The following is a 17,566-nucleotide window of genomic DNA, read 5'->3' as shown; positions in this document are numbered from 1 at the left end:
TAGAGAAGTGAAAGTGTATAAGGAAAGGTGGGGAGAGTTATGGAAACATTGAGACGAGACATGTGGCAGGCGTTGAACGCTCAGGACAAAGAGGCTTGGATGCGTAAGCTTGTTCGTCAGTTACCAGACGGTATGGTATATGAGGGTCTCGAGACATTTGAACGATTCGGTCAGCGGATGGAAACAGGTGTATTTAGGGAGGATGGGCTGAGATTTGTGTTTGTGCCTGGAGATCAAGTAACACTCGGCTGGGATCGTTGGCAGCATGGTATGAACGAAGAGACATCAGCCGACCTGCATGAAACGGTCAGTGAGTATGGTGTTGAGGACGTGGATTCGTTTCTGGCGAGTCAAATGTCACCTGTGAGAGAAGTTACTATTGCGCCGATGCTCGTGGAATGCGAACTGATCTCGCTTGGCTGGATTGAAGTGTCCGAGGAGGAAGCATTTGCACAGGAAAATCCTGATTTCCCGTCAGCCCTGGAGCAATTTAAGCAATCGGTAATACGTGAATATGAATTGCATCAACAATTTCGTCTGATTCGCCAAAGTGAGAATGGAGTCCGAATCCTGTGGTTCAACGAAGGAATCGAGTTGGAAGACGTCGTGAGGGAGGAAGCTGCGGCGGGTTTTGGTTTGCTGACCGAAGACGAATGGGAGTATATCTATGGCGGCGGTTGTCGCACGTTATTTCCCTGGGGTGACAGCTTCGACTATACGATGAGATTGAAGCACTTTGGAAGTCTGGAAGACGTGGATGAGAATGTGGATGAATCGATAGATCTAGACTCTACACGGGTTGAAGAAAAGGATGATCGTCCTTATGATCTGGCACTGCCGAATTTCTTCGGAGTGCAATTTGCCGGTGATCCCTACAAGTATGAGCTTACACTAGATTCGGCTGGGGATGTGATGCCCAAAGGCGGAGACGGCGGAAGTCTGATTTGCGGTGGTACAGGGCCGCTGGTTGGTTTCTTGCCTGCTGCTGCGGTATATTATCGAGACATTAATGCCAGTGAACTCGACTGGGAGGATTTGATGGATGCGATGTACTATCGCAGGGTTGTTCGTTTGGCTGACCTGGCATTGTAGTCATGAAGAAACGAATCTATCAAGGAAGAGTTATAATGGCGAACAATAAACGTTCAAATCCGTATGAGGATTCACCTTATGTCATCTATGCAGTAGATAGTATTCGGCTGAGTGCAGGCATACTTGTCCTGTTTTTTCTTAACGTATTTCTGCTTATTCCCGTGTTCAGTGTCCCGTTCCAATCACTGTATGCGTATATTCTCGTGCCACCGCTAGCCTTTATGAATATATGGGCGATTGCCCTGATTGCTGCCCCACGCAGACTCCAACTGAATTATGTATTGTTCCGAGGCGTATTTGGCATCGTTTGTTCTGTGGGATTTATGGTGATTCTACAGAAGTTTGCTTACGGGACAATTGGTCTGACAACACCTTGGTACGCCATTGGATCATTTGTGGTATATAGTTTTGCTTTGTTCCAATACGTGAAGTTTCGTTTGCGTAAGCTGCAGCAGCCCCCTCAGCGTAAAAAAAGAGATAAAAGCACAGGTATGCCTGTTGCCACATTAACGATGATTACGGGCGGAGCATATCTTCTGGCCAATATTTCACTGGCCTTTGTTACACAGCAGACTGTGGCTGTTGTGCTAATGTGTGTATACATTATGTTGGCTTTTGTGGTGTTTCATTTTATCATGGACTTGCATCGGTATTACTGGCTTCGCCAGGTCATGAATAAGTCAGAGAGTTAATTGCAGGATAGGGACAGACGAACAGGAAGAGGTCTTTGCAGCAGAGTTTGAGCATACAAAACACACATCAAATCAGCCCCAGCTCATAGAGCGGGACCGAAATGATGTGTGTTTATTTTTGTTTATTTCACTTTTTGTACGGAGACCGCCATTTGCTCCAGTTGAGTGTGAGTCAATTGGTTATTTGGCGAGCTGAGTGTTACATAACGATCATCCAGCTTGAACGTGAGCATATCCGTTTGGTCTGGTGTGTACCATATGGCTGATACGCCACTAGGCAGTTTTACCGTTTTGCCATCATAGCTGAAAGAGTAGTCTTTAGGGGATACCGTGACATTCATACGATTGAAAACAAAGTTTACACCATCACCGCCTGCACCTACGCTTTTGAACGTATCTCCAGCAACCATATGTTGTGGAGCATAGGCTGTGGTGAACCCGTCAAACTTCGCAAATGCCTTACGAATGTTATCCAATTGTTGTTTGCTATAATTCACATCTGCAAATGCAGTGATCCCTTGATCGTTGTTGCCAGTTGCCTTCTGAACAGAGACAGCGACTTGTTGCAACTGAGCTTGGCTCATCTTATGATCCGGTGAGCTTAGGGTAACGTAGCGATCATCCAGTTGGAACGTGAGCATGCCCGTTTGATCTGGTGTATACCATTTGGCGACAACACCATTGGACAGTTTTACGTCTTTGCTTGTATAACCGTCCGAATAATCTCTTGGAGATACATCCACTTTCATATGGCTAAAAATAAAGCTAACACCATCGCCACCCGCACCTACACTTTTGAACGTGTCACCTGCGATCATCTGCTGAGGGGCATAAGCGGTCTCGAACCCATCGAATTGTGCAAAAGCCTTTTGAATGGCCTCTTTTTGTGCTGCACTATACGTTACATTTGTCAGAGCTGATGGATTGCTCGTAGCTTGGCCGATAATGACCTGTCCTTTTTTGCCGTCATAGGATACGGGTACATGCAGTGCATCGGCAAGCGCACGTACAGGCAGATAAGTGGAGTTGTTATAGGTAATTGGCGCAAGTTTGTTGCCATTGCCATCCGTTGGTGAGTAAGCCGCGCCATCAACATTAAAGCTGATTCCATGGTTAAGATATGCGGAGATTTTCTCCAGCTGCGTTCCGGCGAATACGCCCGTTGCTCCAGTTAATGTCATGCCCAGTACCATCATCGTTGCTACGGATTTCTTCATGTTTTTTTTCATCATATATCTCTCCTTCAAGTTGGGGTTTGGTTTGTTTAATGGGCTCGCTGTCCCTTATGGCTTTATATTAAACCCCGAACATATCCAGAATAATTCTGAATTATCTCCAACTTGTAAACATGTGTATATACACGGAGAATGTAGAGCGAAAACTGAAGATGCTTGGCATGTTTGAACGTATTCTTTGCCGAATCGAAACATTTTAGTTAAAAAGATAGAGGATTAGTCCGCCAAAACCAAGTACAATCGCACCAACGTATACATAGGAAAGTTTGCTTAGGTTTTGCTTTGTGCGGCGGTCATATTCGGGGTTGCTGGTCTGATTGGCTTTGGAATTTCCGATGATCATGGTAGCAATACCTCCAAACAAGGCGATACCCACAATTAAAACATAAGGCAACCAGGTCATGAATGGACCTCCTTTGCGAATAATATGTTATGTCCTTATTGTACTTCAGGATAACCTTTGATGTAAGCTTTAGTTGAGAAATAAAGGAAAATGAAGTATCTATATTACAGTATGTATGTGGTCTTGGATCGGAAAGATCACTACAATTTTATATTTTTTTAATTCAAAAAAACCTTGATACAACAGGAGTTCGCAGCTTTCTTCACTGAAAGCTGTGAATTTTTTTTGCCCACAGAGTGATCCAGAATAGAGAACCCTGCGTTACACCCTATGAAGACGACGACGAGGAAAGAAATTATACACACAACATAATCGAGGAGTGAACACGTAATGAAAATGAAGATGAAGAAGTTTATCGCACCTGTACTTAGCTTGACACTGTTGATGCCGGGGATCGCTGGAGCAGCTGCCGCACCACAGACACCAATGACCATGATGAAAGCATCCGTGAACACACCTGCGGCTGACCTGAGAGCAAACCTGGACCACCTGTTGTCCGAGCACTTTGCACTCGCAGTAACGGCAATGGCCAAAGCATATGACGGAGCAAAAGATGCAGATGCAGCCTACAAAGCACTCGACCAGAATGCACTGGATATGCAACCAGCAATCGCTTCCCTATACGGTGACGCAGGTGCCAAAGAATTCGAACGCATCTTCCGCGCTCATAACAAATACACAGATGATTTGGTGAAAGCAACCAAAATGGGCAACCAGGCTGGAATCAAACAAGCACAAGCAAACATCAACGGTTTCGTGGATGAGTTCTCCACATTCCTGAGCACAGCTACCGAAGGCAAGTTGCCAAAAGCAGCAGCCAAACAGGCGCTGAAAGTACATGAAGATCTCGTGCAAAAAGTATTTGATGAGTATGTAGCTGGAGATTACGCTGATGCATACAAGGCTTACCGTGAAGGTTTCAAAGAAATGTTCGACGTAAGTAAAGCACTCTCCACAGCAATTACGACACAAATGCCTGAGAAATTCGAAAATACCAAAGCGGATACAAAAGCAGCTGATCTGAGATCTGCACTCAACCACTTGGCTTCCGAACACTTTGCACTTTCGGCTCTGCAAATGCAAGAGGAATTTGATGGACGCACAGCAGCTTCCAACGCACTGGTTACAGCTGAAGCTGGAAACACAACTGACTTCAAAGCAGCGATTGCTTCCGTTTACGGTAACGATGGTGCCAATGCATTCGAGAAAATTTGGGTAACGAACCACGTTAACGCACAAAGCGACTATGTAAAAGCTGTTAAAAACAACGATGCTACCGCTCGTGTAGCAGTAGAGAAACGTATTGCTGGATTTACAACAGAGTTCGCTACATTCCTGGATTCGGCAACAGCTGGCAATCTGCCAAAAGCAGCAGGACAACAAGCACTGACAACACATGAAAATCAAGTACAAAACGTATTGAATCAATATGCAGCAGGTAACTATGATGCTTCGTACACAACGAATCGTGAAGGCTTCAAAGTGATGTTTGGTGTAGGTCAAGCCTTGGGTAACGCAATTGTGACTCAATTCAACGACAAATTCCAAGAGCCAGCAACACCTGCACCAGCGCCAGAAATGACAACGGTGTGGATGCAACTGAACAGCAAAATGCTGAAAATTAACGATAAAACAACCAACATGGATACCACACCAGTGCTTTGGAAAAACACAACATACATTCCATTGCGTTTCCTGAGTGAAGGTATCGGTGCAACGGTGAAATGGGACAAAAAAGCACAACAAGTAACGGTAATGGCTGGCGATGATACCCTTGAATTCTGGGTGAACAACAACGTTATGGAAGTGAACGGTGTGAAGAAAAACGTGGGTGCAACGGTATTTGTAAATAAAGATGGACGTACGCAAGTGCCTCTGCGCTTCATTGCTGAACTTCTGAACTGGGACGTGAAATGGGCACAAAAAGATGGCTCCATTACGCTGACGAAATCGATGTAATAGTAGAGTGAAACAAGATTAAAACAAAAAGAGCTGCCCCATACGGCAGCTTTTTTGTATTCACCCAAAAGTTCAAATATTTGGTATAATCATCGAGTAATGACCTACATAACAGCTTGAATAGCCGATGGAGTCTAGAATGATGTATGATAATTTGGTATAAGCAAAATGAAGAGGGGGACAGAGGAATGAGTACATCATCAAAATCGGAGCGCCCAGCGAGAAATGTGGATACCCGGTTATTTGTCGCTTGGGCCGTTTCCGTTATCGCAACAGGGGGGAGTCTCTATTTCAGTGAGATCAAGGGCTTTCTTCCATGTGATCTGTGCTGGTACCAGCGCATATTCATGTATCCACTAACGATTTTGCTGGGCATTGCTTACTTTAAGGATGACGTGGGCATCACGAAATACGTACTCCCACTGAGTTTCGTCGGTGGCGGCATTTCGTTATATCATGTAACGATCCAGCGTATTTTTTCGGCTACAGGTAATGCCGTCGCGTGCGGTAAGGTTCCATGTTATACCGACTATTTGAACTGGTTTGGTTTCATCACGATCCCATTACTGGCACTGATCGCCTTTATTATCATCATCGTGATGCTGTGGGGTATCGGCAAAACACCAAAATCTTCTTAATAAGAAAGGATAGATGGTGATGAGCGGACAAGCTCGTTGGTTCATGCCCTTCATTATTCTGCTCCTCCTGACCATGGGATGCTCTTATGAGGATCAGTCACAATCGGGTGAGATGCCAGAGATGATCAAAGTGAAACTTGATGTTCCAGAGAAAGCTTCTCTTCATGAACCAACACGGTTGCAGGTGAAGCTTACACAGGGAGATGCACCGTTAAGTCAGGCTGACCATGTGCAATTCCAGATCTGGAATGAGCTTGATGATCCGCCTTCTGTATCTCCGGAACAAGGTATGATGACAGCGGACGAACTGGAGAATCAGGGGGCTATTACTGCCAATGAGTCAGAGGAAGGGCTGTATGAAATCCAGCATACCTTTGAAGAACCAGGTACGTATGTGGTACAGGTCCATGTTACTCACGGAGCTATGCATAGCATGCCGAGAGCGAGAATTGTAGCGGAATGAAGCAATGGGCGGGTACCAAGGGTTTGGTTCAGGGTTAGCAATGGGTTTATAATGTTAAAGGTATGAAGAATGTTGTAGGAAAAGAGGGTGTTATGGCAACTATTCATGATGTTGCACTCAGGGCAGGAGTTTCTGTAACTACCGTCTCGCGTGTATTAAATAACCGGGGATATATCAGTCAGAAGACTCGGGACAAAGTGTATCAAACCATGGACGAACTGAACTATCGACCCAATGAAATTGCCCGTTCTCTTCTGCGTAAGCAATCCAATGTTATAGGCTTGATTATTCCTGATGTATCCCATCCGTTTTTTGGAGAACTGGCTAGCTATGTTGAGTATCATGCTTACCAGAATGGATTTAAAATTATGTTATGCAATTCCCACATGGACCCTTCCAAAGAGCGTGAATATGTGGAAATGCTCAAGGGTAATCGCGTGGATGGCATTATTATGGGAAGCCACACACTGGAAGTTGATGAGTACATGAATCTGCATTCCCCAATCGTGACCTTTGATCGTAAGATCGGTGAAGACATCCCGTTTATCTCATCTGATAACTATCAGGGAGGGGTTATGGCTGCTGAATTGCTGCTCGCAAAGAATAGACGGCATTTGGCACATATCTGCGGTAATTTGGAATTGCAAATGCTGTCCAATCGCCGGACGACAGGTTTCGTTGATACCTTGCAGGCTCATGGAGTCAAACCGGTCATGATTCATGAAACCGATCTGAATGTGTTTGATCAGCATCAGTATACGGAATTGGTGGATAAGCTGCTTGCACAACACCCCGAGGTGGACGGGCTCTTTGTAACGAGTGATCTAATGGCGGTGCATGCGCTGAAGCAGATCGTGTTAGGTGGGCGCAAGGTACCCGACGATATTGCTATTATAGGTTATGATGATAGTCGTGCGGCAGCGTATACCGTGCCTGGCATTACAACGATCAGGCAGCCGGTGGAGGCCATGGCTAAGCTGGCGATTGATCTGATTCGGCGCCAACTCGCGGAAGAGAAGATCGAAATGGAGCATATTTTGCCGGTTACCATCGTGGAGAGAGAGACGACCTGATACAGGTCGTTTTTTCATATTCGTCCTTTTGCAACGGAAAAATAAAGGCACGATATTTTTTTTAAAATCGTATGTCAAACGATTGACATGTCAAACCTTTGACATTATAATTCGATTTGTAAGCGTTTCCTTTTAAACTATTGATCGGGGGCCATAACAAGATGAAAAGAGAACAGAGATGGATGAAATTATCGGTATTGTCATTGATTATGATGCTTGTATTGTCGGCATGTGGAAGTAAAGCAGCGACGGAGTCCAACTCCTCCTCAGAGGGTAGCAGCAGTGAGAGTGTCAAAATCACCTTGCTTAATTCCAAGTCGGAAATTAACAGTCAGTTGGAACAAGCAGCTAAAGACTTCCATGCCGAAAATCCAAATATAACACTCGAAATTGTACCTGTAGGCAGTGGACAGTCTCCGTTTGAAAAAGCGTCTGCTCTGTATGCCTCCGGCAGCCCTACAACGATGATGATGTTGGATACAGGAGATGTCGAGAAATTCAAGGATCGCGTTCTGGATCTCACATCCGAGTCTTGGATGAAGGATGCAGTGGAGAACAGTACAGCGGCTACAACGTTTGATGGCAAAAATTATGCCTTCCCGTTCTCTATTGAAGGATATGGATTCATCTATAACCAGAATGTATTGGATCAGGCAGTAGGTGGGACATTCGATCCGAAGTCTGTACAGACCACTGCACAGCTTGATGAGTTGTTCCAAAAGATCGCTGCTAATGGAAAATCACCTTTGATTGTATCTCCGATGGATTGGTCGCTTGGTGCGCATTATCTGGGGCTTGCATATGGTGGGCAGTCTTCAGACCGTGCGAAGGTGGATCAATTCATTACTGATCTGAAGGCAGGTCAAGTGGACCTTGCTTCCAATGCCGTGTTTAATGGCTTGTTAGATACATTTGATCTGATGAAAACCTACAATATTGACAAGGCTTCTCCACTGTCCGGAACCTATGAGCGTGGACCGGAGGTGCTTGGCAAGGGTGAGGTAGGTATCTGGTTCCAGGGCAACTGGGCATGGCCACAAATTTCAAGCTTTGATACAGCAGATGGAAAATATGGCTTCCTCCCGGTACCTGTGAGCAATAACCCAGATGATTTCGGTAATACGCAAATCTCTGCTGCCGTATCCAAACGCATATTGCTGGATAAGGAAAAGAGCACACCAGCGCAGCAGGAAGCGGCGAAGAAATTTTTGGATTGGATCGTTTATAACGAAAAAGGTCAGGATTTCCTGGTGAATCAAGCCAGTATTATTCCGGCATTCAGCAACATTACATTGGAGCCAACCGATCCACTTGGCAAATCCATTAGTGAATACATCAAGGCAGGCAAAATCGAGGAATCAATGAGCACACTTCCTGCGGATCACTGGTCCAAACTGGGTGCATCCATGCAGAAATATTTGGCTGACGTCATTGACCGTGCCGGACTTGCCAGTGAAATTCAGGCATACTGGAGCAACGTGAAATAAAGGAATTAATCATAGCCCTGTGCAGCACATAGAGAGAGACTTGCGGTACGCCGGAGATGGTGAACATACAGCTTCCACACGAGGTCTGTTCGACTTGTTTCCGGTATAACCGTCAGGCTAATCATTTGGATAGAGTGGAGGTTGACAATGCTGACCGAAAAAGGATTATGGACACGTCTGCGCACCCGCCTGATCTTTACTGGCCCGACATTATTTGCGTTTGCTACGGTGATGATTATTCCATTTTTGTATGGTATTTATTTGACGTTTACGAACTGGGATGGCATTGCCATCGATCAAAACTTTGTTGGCTGGGATAATTACATCGGTGTGTTCAAGGACACCGTGTTCTGGAAATCATTTGGGATGACGCTGGAGTATGTATTTATTACCGTTGTGCTGACCAATGCGGTTGCCTTCCTGCTCGCTTACGTTGTAACTCGGGGAATGAAGGCACAGGGCTGGTTTCGGGCTGGATTTTTCCTGCCAAATCTGGTGGGCGGAATCGTGCTTGGTTTCATCTGGCAGTTTATTTTTAATCAGGTACTCGTCTTTGCAGGACAAAAAATGAATCTCACGCTGTTCTCCACCTCTTGGTTGGCTGATCCGGATAAAGCGTTCTGGGCTCTCGTTGTGGTGACCGTTTGGCAGTATGCCGGTTATATGATGGTTATCTACATTGCAGGACTGATGAATGTGCCGAAGGATGTTATGGAGGCAGCCAGCATTGATGGGGCAAGTAATCGCAAAATGCTGGCGCGCATTGTATTGCCACTGATGGTTCCTTCGTTTATTGTATGCATCTTTTTGTCACTGCAACGGGGATTCATGGTGTATGATCTGAACGTCTCTTTGACCAGTGGCGGGCCCTTCAAGAGCACAGAGATGGTATCCATGCATGTTTATGAGCAGGCCTTTCTTGCTCGTGACTACGGATTGGGTCAGGCAGAAGCCTTTGTTCTGTTTATCCTTGTAGCCGCCATTACATTGCTCCAGGTTTATTTCAGCAAAAAACTGGAGGTCGAGGCATGATGGCTGGACAATCGCGCATTCTCAACTGGATGAAGTTTATTGCATTAATCATTGTGATGATTTTGTTTGTATTTCCGTTTGTACTTCTAATCGTCAATTCGTTCAAGGCTAACCAGGCAATTACCTCCGATCCGCTGGGCTTGCCAAGCTCCTTTCAATTTGATAATTACGTCAATGCATTTGACAAAATGGGATATGTATCCGCCTTCAGCAATTCGTTGCTCATTACCATTGCGGGTGTATTACTGATTGCTCTTTTTGCGGCGATGACAGCCCATTACTTTGTTCGTCACAAAAGCAAGCTGAATCAGTATCTCTTTTTCCTGATGGTAGCTGCGATGATTATTCCGTTTCAGGCCATTATGATTCCGCTGGTTAAAATATACGGCTCGCTCAGCCTGCTGGATAACAAGTGGTCGCTGATCTACATGTATATTGGCTTTGGCAGTCCGCTCGCCGTATTTATCTACCATGGCTTTATCAAAAGTATTCCTCTGGAGCTTGAAGAAGCGGCTTTAATGGATGGCTGCGGCAGAGTGCAGACCTTTTTCCGTATCGTACTGCCAGTGTTACTGCCAACAACCGTAACGATTAGCGTGCTGAATGTATTGTGGATATGGAATGATTTTTTGCTGCCTTCTCTGGTACTGACTTCATCCGAGCAGCGTACGCTGCCGTTGTCCACGTTTTATTTTTATGGGACATATACAGTGGATTACGGTCCATTGATGGCTGGTCTGGTGTTGACCCTGCTACCTGTCCTGATCGTTTATCTGTTTGCGCAGAAGTACATTATTCAGGGGGTCATGCAAGGGGCAATCAAATAAGTTCAGTCGGGTGATATAGAGAGAGACAGGAGTGAAGGACATATGAACCAGGAACGATGCGAGAAGCAGGAAATAGACACAAGGCAAGAGACAGACCTTGGACTGACGAGTTCTTCGGCTCAAACGAAGGAGAGTTATACACTCGCCCGGGCCAACGCATATATCAAGGCGCATCGACATCAGGTTGATCCAACCTATCGAATGGCCTATCATTTGATGCCAGAGGTGGGCTGGATGAATGATCCCAACGGCTTCATATACTTCGGTGGGATGTATCATTTGTTCTATCAGCATTATCCCTACGAACCGGTATGGGGGCCGATGCACTGGGGCCATGCGGTGAGCCGTGATTTGGTTACGTGGTCTTACCTGCCTGTTGCACTGGCGCCCGATCAGAGCTACGACAGTGGAGGCTGTTTCTCCGGCAGTGCAATCGTGCAGGATGGCAAATTGGTGCTGATGTACACGGGACATGTCGTGACTGGACCCGACAAGGATAACGATTACTTGCAGACACAGAATATCGCTGTCTCGGACAATGGGATTGATTTTGTCAAAAGCGCGATGAATCCGGTCATTCGGCTGGATCAAATCCCAGAGCATACCAGTCCCAAGGACTTCCGTGATCCAAAAGTGTTTGAACGAAACGGTGTGTACTATTGCGTACTTGGATCAAATGATGCTGCTGGCAAAGGTGTCATTCTGTTATACCGTTCAACGGACTTGCTGGATTGGAGTTATGTCAACATTATGGCCCAGAGTGACGGGACGCTTGGTGACAATTGGGAATGTCCAGATCTGTTCACACTGGATGGCCGAGATGTGCTGATCATGTCTCCGCAGCGCATGCCTGCACAGGGAGACAACTATCGCAACTTGCATTCGACCGTTTATATGATGGGATCGCTGGATGAAGACCAAGGTGTGCTGAAGTACGAGCAGTACGTTCCGCTGGACTGTGGCTTCGATTTTTACGCACCTCAGACGATGGAGGATGCACAGGGACGACGAATCATGGTGGCCTGGATGGATACGTGGGAAACAGAAATCCCGACACAACAGTCCCATGGGTGGGCTGGAGCAATGACGTTGCCAAGACAATTGATTCGTAGGGGAGAACGATTGATATTCCAGCCGCTTCCCGAACTTATACAGTACAGGTCGGAAGGCAACGAGCAGTATGGTATACATTTAAGTGGTGAAGGACATGATCTTGATCTTGGAATCAGTGGATACTGTTACGAACTGTATGCTGTATTCGAAGCGGAACAGGCACAACACTTCGGGCTGAAGCTGCGCACGGGTGAGGATGAAGAAACCGTGATTTCCTATGATGTAGAGCAGCGTCGTTTATGCTTGAATCGCGAGCAGGCCGGACAAGGGCCGGGCGGAGAACGAGCTGCGACAGTGGAACTGCTTGACGGGAAACTGGAACTTCATATTTTTATGGATGTCAGCTCCGTTGAGGTGTTCATTCAGCAGGGAGAGCAGGTAATGACAGGGCGGATCTATCCTGGGCCGAGCTCAACAGGTATTAAGGCTTTCTCATCCGGAACGTGTACGTTGACCGAACTTCGCAAATGGGATTTACGAATTCCACGATAAAATTCTATCTATAATTCAGCCTTGACCTTGAAGTATACTTCAAGGTTTATTCTTTTTTTATCAAGAAATATTGGAGGCTGAATAATGAGAATTTTAGAATGGATTTTGGTATTGGTAACCGTAGCTGCTACGGTACTCATGCTAGTGTTTCCGAAGCGCCGGGCAATAACAGTGGGCATACTCACAGCTCTGGTTCTGGCAGTGCTTCTGCATGGCTTGATTAATTCATTTCGCGTGCAGATGATACCAACCTATATCGTTACACTTGTATTATTCATTACGTTAATCATTCAACTCATGAAATCATACCGCGGTGATCGTTATGTTCAGAGCGTGCGGAGACCCAACCGTCTTTCAAGAATAAAGATGACGCTGATATTGATACTGCTTCTGGCCTTCAGTGCAGGTTCAATCATACTGACCTGGCTCTTACCTGCTTTTACGATGCCTGAACCAACCGGCACATATGCCATTGGCACGTTCTCTCAACACCTGGTGGATGAATCTCGCGAAGAGACCAAAACACCCGAGGCAGGAGATAAGCGGGAACTTATGATTAATGTGTGGTATCCGGTGGATCAGAAAACCGCCCAAGGGCTACCGCTGGAGCATTACCCTAGTGAACTGGGAGAAGCGATCAGTCTGGTGTTTGGCATTCCGTCTCAGGTGTTCAGTTATCTGGATACCATTCCAACACATGTGGTGCAAGGAACTGAGATGTCCGCCGTCCAAAGCAAGTATCCGGTTTTGCTATTCTCGCCGGGTATCCGCTCAGCCCGTTTTCAGAGCATGACGATGATTGAGGAGCTGGTTAGCCATGGTTACATTGTGGTGGGGATAGATCACCCTTATACGTCAGCACAAGTGACATTCCCTGATGGACGTGCAGTTTCCTATCAGGCTGACCCTGAATTTGCAACGTCAGGAGAACTATATCAATATAATATAAAAGGTATAGGTATTCGTGCAGAGGATGCAAGCTTTGTACTGGACACTCTCACACAGTGGAATTCACATGATCCGAATCAATTGCTCGAAGGCAAGCTTAATCTGGATTCTGTCGGTATCTTTGGTCACTCCTACGGCGGTGCAACCACGGCGGAAGCGCTGGCTCAGGATGACCGTTTCAAAGCAGGACTTAGTTTGGAAGGCGGTTTCTGGGGTGAAGTATCCACAACAGCCTTGAAACAGCCGTTTATGTATATCATGTCGGGTGGGACAGCCAAAAGTCTGGACCCGGACGCCACTGCCAAGGATAAAGTATTTTATCCCGAGTTTGAGCCTGATTTGGATCGGGTGATGTCAAACAGTCTTAATGATACCTATTATCTGACAGTGGAGAATTTATTTCATCAAAGCTTTACGGATATTTCGTTAATTTCACCAAAAATGTTTGCCAGAGGTATGACGCCAGAACATAATGTGGATATTACCAGATCCTATACGCTGGCCTTCTTTGATCATTATTTGAAGGGGGAGGAGCAGCCGTTGTTGCAAGGCCCTTCATCTAAATTCCCTGAGGCCACTTATGATACCAAGTATACCAAGCTACGTCACCAAAAAGCGGAATAACCCAGCAGAAGGATGGAGGGTATCTATGGAAACCATGACAAGAGGAGAGCTGGCTAAGCGTACCGGTGTAAGTATGGCAACCCTCCGTTATTACGAAGATAGTGGAATTCTGCCTGCTCCCCGTCGTTCCTCCAACGGATATCGGGTGTATACCGAGGATTATCTGGTCAAGATTAAGTTCATTAAGGATGCCCAGTCGCTGGGTTACTCTCTAAAGGAAATACAGGATACGTTACAGTTACTCAGTCAGGAAGACATGGAAAAGGAAACGTTAAAAACCCTTGTACGCGAACGCATCACTGACATTCAGAAGCATATTGACCATCTGGAACAGCTGCAGATTAATCTGGCACGACTGTTGCATACACCGGAGGACGATATCGACAATTATATTCAATCGTTCAGGGTGCAAAAGAAAGAGCCGTAATCGCGGCTCTTTTCCTGTTTAGCAGAAAACAGGAGTTGACTAACGAGCAGGGAATCGGAGATTTAGAAAGAATACATAGTGTAGTTTGCCAATACATAATGGTGTTTAACGTGATTTCAATAATTTCAATAATGAAACTCACACCACAAAAGGAGTAACATTTTCTATGAGGGATTTGCAAGGTTTTGTATCCGATTACATCAAAGGAAAGAAACATCTGCATCTTGAGATTGGCGTTATTACAAAGGGAGATATCGAATATCATTCATTGGGCAATCCCAAAAAGAAGAGCGTGGCTTCTCCTGAACACAGGTTGTTCGAAATCGGCTCTGTAACCAAAGTTTTTACATCGATCCTTCTGTTAGAATTGGAACGTGAACAGCAGCTTTCCGCGGATGACACGGTTGGCAAGTACATACACAACGGTAAAAACGATTATTTGAATAAGGTTACCTTAAAAAGTCTTGCTACGCATACCTCTGGATTACCTAGACTTGCCACAAATCTGAACCCCACGAAAAACCGATTGAATCCGTATTCAGATTATACCGAAGATGATTTACTTGCTTTTCTATCGGATGCTGACTTTGCGGATCAGATGGGTTCATTTGAGTATTCCAATACTGGCGTGGGCTTACTTGGTTATATCCTATGTAAAGTATCAGGAAGTACATATGACGATCTGCTGAAAAAATATATCACAGGTCCATTAAACATGACGGAGACAGCAGCTATGCTGAATGCAGAACAGAATGGCAGATTTGTGGACGGACATACGTCAACGGGGAAAAAGATGCCTCACTGGGATACGGGTGTACATGAAGGCGCAGGGGCGATCAAGTCATCTCTTCACGATATGTGTTTATTTGTACAGGCCAACCTGAATGAAGATCATCCGCCAGCCTCTGCAATACAACAAAGTCATATGTCTGTGATGATTGGAGATTCAACCCATCATTACGCTTGGTTCAGTGATAACATCTCAGATCAGAATATACTCTGGCATAACGGTGGCACATTTGGTTTCTCCAGTTATTTGGCTATAAATAAGGAACAGAGTATAGGCGTCGTATTATTGTCCAATTATTGTTTTGGATCAGCCTCTATTGTGGATGAGTATCTGGATGCGATATTCAAGTTTATAACTAAAAAAGACCTTTATCCACTTATGCCGCTGGACCCTGTGGGTAATAAAATACTGGAAGCCATGATGCAGAGATAAAAAAACACCACGAACAGAGAGCACCTGAGGATGTGCTTCGGCGCTCTCTGTTGGAGGTTTTTTTTCGTTCTATCTTAATAGTCTTGATCATGACATACCCGCTTCACGCAGAAAATGGTGCACAATCTTCGTCTGATACTTGATACGGGTCGAGCGTTTCAGACTCCAACAGGTCTCCACCGTGACGGAACGGGCTTGTAATAGTCTTGAAGCCGCTGTACGGGCAGATCCCGGCAATTCATGCTGCTTGAGGTTAAAATGACGATCACGAATGGCAATCGACCGATTCATCCGTTCGATAACTCTTCTGCAAGCTGGAATCGTCCCACTGCCGGGATTGGTGATCAACGTCTGTCCAAGCACCCGTGAACTAAGCTGTGACAGGCCGTTAGCTTCATGCAGATCGAGCCACCAGTCGGCCCGATGTTCACGCGCCAGCTGAAAAACTGCCGCAGCGAGCGGATGCTTGGCCTTGCCTGACATACGGCGTGGAAACGTACGATTCAGATCTGGCTTGCCTCTGATTTTCTTTGCGTAGGCTCGCTGGTTCACGCGTGGCACGATAATTAACAGCCCTCGCTGAATGGCGTGACGACCTGTCGCAATATCATCTGCGAGTTTTTGAGCAGCGGCCATACTCGCCGTTTCATTCCCGTGAACCCCGGATGTAATGAACATCACGGGTCCCGGCATCATGTCACGTACAATGAAGTAGGGAGTAGCGTGTACGGTGGATGCTAGAAGGACATGTTTGGTTACAAGCATGACGCTTCACCTCCGTTATTAAAGTACGCCATGTCCCTCTTTCATGTAACGGCGTAAGAACAGGTCTTCATCCTATTTCCTCACAAAACGGGCCGACTAATACACCCGATGAATGATATCTTCAAAATCGGGTTCTTTCATCTCTACATCTTCAATCTCACCCCAGTGCTCCAACTGTTTCAGAATGTCCATTGTGCTCCATTCCTTCCGGTTCACTTCGACGGTGACAATCTGCCCTTCCACTCCTGTAATATGAATCGCGGACGACACAACATCCGGGATATGAAACGCTCCTCGGAACGTTACCCGAATCAGCGTAGGTAGTCCGATGGTTTCGCGAAGTGACGAAATCGTGCCGTCATAGGTCAGTTGACCATGGTTAATCACCATGACCCGGCTGCATAACTGCTCAATGTCGTCCATGTCATGTGTGGTCAGCAAAATCGTTTTGCCAAACGTTTCATTTAATGTACGTAGAAATTGACGAATGTTCCGCTTTGCATTCACATCCAGTCCGATCGTTGGTTCATCGAGAAAAAGCAGTTCGGGATCATGCAGCATGGAAGCTGCGAGATCGGCACGCATGCGTTGTCCAAGCGAGAGCTTGCGGACAGGCGTGGCCCAGAACGATTCAAGGTCCAGCAGCTCGGCGAACTGGGACAGTCGTTTCTTTTTATCCTCGGCACGAACGCCGTACATCTCGGCCAGAATATCATATGAATCTTTCACGGGCAGATCCCACCAGAGCTGACTGCGCTGTCCAAACACAACGCCTAGTCGACCAACGGTCCTGCGCCTGTCCTGATGCGGGTTCATACCGTCAAGCTTTACCTCACCCGAGGTTGGGTGCAGGATACCTGTCAGCATTTTGATCGTGGTAGACTTGCCAGCCCCGTTCGGACCGATGTAACCCACAAATTCCCCTGGGCCGATATCAAAACTGATATCGCGTACCGCTTCCTTGGACACATATTCACGTGAAAATAACGTACGTAGACCGGAGAAACGTCCTTCGCGAATAACAGGAGTTTTGAATTCCTTTTGCAGATGCCTTGCTGTGATCATGTTCATGAT

17 protein-coding genes are annotated in these 17,566 nt (G+C 46.0%); 13 read left to right on the top strand and 4 right to left on the bottom strand.

What is annotated here, in order from left to right; translation table 11 throughout:
* Positions 1-39 precede the first annotated feature (39 nt).
* The gene (locus EL84_RS10400) at positions 40-1,092 is read left to right on the top strand and encodes a hypothetical protein (protein ID WP_047841625.1); all 1,053 of its coding nucleotides are present in this window, start codon (positions 40-42) and stop codon (positions 1,090-1,092) included.
* Positions 1,093-1,127: 35 nt separating this feature from the next.
* Positions 1,128-1,784, top strand: a complete 657-nt coding sequence (locus EL84_RS10395; protein ID WP_047841624.1) for a hypothetical protein — start codon at positions 1,128-1,130, stop codon at positions 1,782-1,784.
* Positions 1,785-1,906: 122 nt separating this feature from the next.
* Here EL84_RS10395 and EL84_RS10390 read toward each other — a convergent pair whose 3' ends face one another.
* Together EL84_RS10390 and EL84_RS10385 are read right to left on the bottom strand one after the other, a co-directional pair.
* On the bottom strand, positions 1,907-3,016 hold the full coding sequence (locus EL84_RS10390) for a stalk domain-containing protein (RefSeq protein WP_235431517.1): 1,110 nt from the start codon (positions 3,014-3,016) through the stop codon (positions 1,907-1,909).
* Positions 3,017-3,215: 199 nt separating this feature from the next.
* The gene (locus tag EL84_RS10385) at positions 3,216-3,422 is read right to left on the bottom strand and encodes a hypothetical protein (protein WP_017692174.1); all 207 of its coding nucleotides are present in this window, start codon (positions 3,420-3,422) and stop codon (positions 3,216-3,218) included.
* A 336-nt stretch (positions 3,423-3,758) separates the two neighbouring features.
* Here EL84_RS10385 and EL84_RS10380 point away from each other — a divergent pair, with 336 nt between their 5' ends.
* From EL84_RS10380 to EL84_RS10330, 11 genes are all read left to right on the top strand, one after another.
* The gene (locus tag EL84_RS10380) at positions 3,759-5,381 is read left to right on the top strand and encodes a copper amine oxidase N-terminal domain-containing protein (RefSeq protein WP_047841683.1); all 1,623 of its coding nucleotides are present in this window, start codon (positions 3,759-3,761) and stop codon (positions 5,379-5,381) included.
* 188 nt (positions 5,382-5,569) lie between these two features.
* Positions 5,570-6,019, top strand: coding sequence for a disulfide oxidoreductase (locus EL84_RS10375; protein WP_047841622.1), 450 nt, complete (start codon positions 5,570-5,572; stop codon positions 6,017-6,019).
* Between the two features lie 19 nt (positions 6,020-6,038).
* Positions 6,039-6,482, top strand: coding sequence for a FixH family protein (locus tag EL84_RS10370; protein ID WP_047841621.1), 444 nt, complete (start codon positions 6,039-6,041; stop codon positions 6,480-6,482).
* A 92-nt stretch (positions 6,483-6,574) separates the two neighbouring features.
* The gene (locus tag EL84_RS10365) at positions 6,575-7,555 is read left to right on the top strand and encodes a LacI family DNA-binding transcriptional regulator (protein WP_047841620.1); all 981 of its coding nucleotides are present in this window, start codon (positions 6,575-6,577) and stop codon (positions 7,553-7,555) included.
* Between the two features lie 161 nt (positions 7,556-7,716).
* The gene (locus tag EL84_RS10360) at positions 7,717-9,042 is read left to right on the top strand and encodes an ABC transporter substrate-binding protein (protein WP_082218961.1); all 1,326 of its coding nucleotides are present in this window, start codon (positions 7,717-7,719) and stop codon (positions 9,040-9,042) included.
* A gap of 147 nt (positions 9,043-9,189) precedes the next feature.
* Entirely contained in the window at positions 9,190-10,074 is an 885-nt protein-coding gene (locus EL84_RS10355; protein WP_036606829.1) for a carbohydrate ABC transporter permease, read from the top strand.
* Positions 10,074-10,901, top strand: a complete 828-nt coding sequence (locus tag EL84_RS10350; RefSeq protein WP_026081462.1) for a carbohydrate ABC transporter permease — start codon at positions 10,074-10,076, stop codon at positions 10,899-10,901. The genes EL84_RS10355 and EL84_RS10350 overlap by 1 nt, the downstream gene beginning before the upstream one ends.
* A 42-nt stretch (positions 10,902-10,943) precedes the next feature.
* The gene (locus tag EL84_RS10345) at positions 10,944-12,506 is read left to right on the top strand and encodes a glycoside hydrolase family 32 protein (protein WP_082218959.1); all 1,563 of its coding nucleotides are present in this window, start codon (positions 10,944-10,946) and stop codon (positions 12,504-12,506) included.
* A gap of 84 nt (positions 12,507-12,590) precedes the next feature.
* Positions 12,591-14,078 (top strand): alpha/beta hydrolase family protein, encoded by a 1,488-nt coding sequence (locus EL84_RS10340; protein ID WP_047841619.1) that lies wholly within the window; start codon positions 12,591-12,593, stop codon positions 14,076-14,078.
* A gap of 25 nt (positions 14,079-14,103) precedes the next feature.
* The gene (locus EL84_RS10335) at positions 14,104-14,505 is read left to right on the top strand and encodes a MerR family transcriptional regulator (protein ID WP_047841618.1); all 402 of its coding nucleotides are present in this window, start codon (positions 14,104-14,106) and stop codon (positions 14,503-14,505) included.
* 166 nt (positions 14,506-14,671) lie between these two features.
* Entirely contained in the window at positions 14,672-15,727 is a 1,056-nt protein-coding gene (locus tag EL84_RS10330; RefSeq protein ID WP_047841617.1) for a serine hydrolase domain-containing protein, read from the top strand.
* Positions 15,728-15,814: 87 nt separating this feature from the next.
* Here EL84_RS10330 and EL84_RS10325 read toward each other — a convergent pair whose 3' ends face one another.
* Entirely contained in the window at positions 15,815-16,492 is a 678-nt protein-coding gene (locus EL84_RS10325) for a succinylglutamate desuccinylase/aspartoacylase domain-containing protein (protein WP_047841616.1), read from the bottom strand.
* Positions 16,493-16,588: 96 nt separating this feature from the next.
* Entirely contained in the window at positions 16,589-17,557 is a 969-nt protein-coding gene (locus EL84_RS10320) for an ATP-binding cassette domain-containing protein (protein ID WP_047841680.1), read from the bottom strand.
* Positions 17,558-17,566 lie beyond the last annotated feature (9 nt).

It is taken from the genome of Paenibacillus sp. VT-400 (assembly GCF_001029205.1).
GTDB lineage: Bacteria > Bacillota > Bacilli > Paenibacillales > Paenibacillaceae > Paenibacillus > Paenibacillus amylolyticus.
This window is presented reverse-complemented; position numbering and strand designations above follow the sequence as displayed.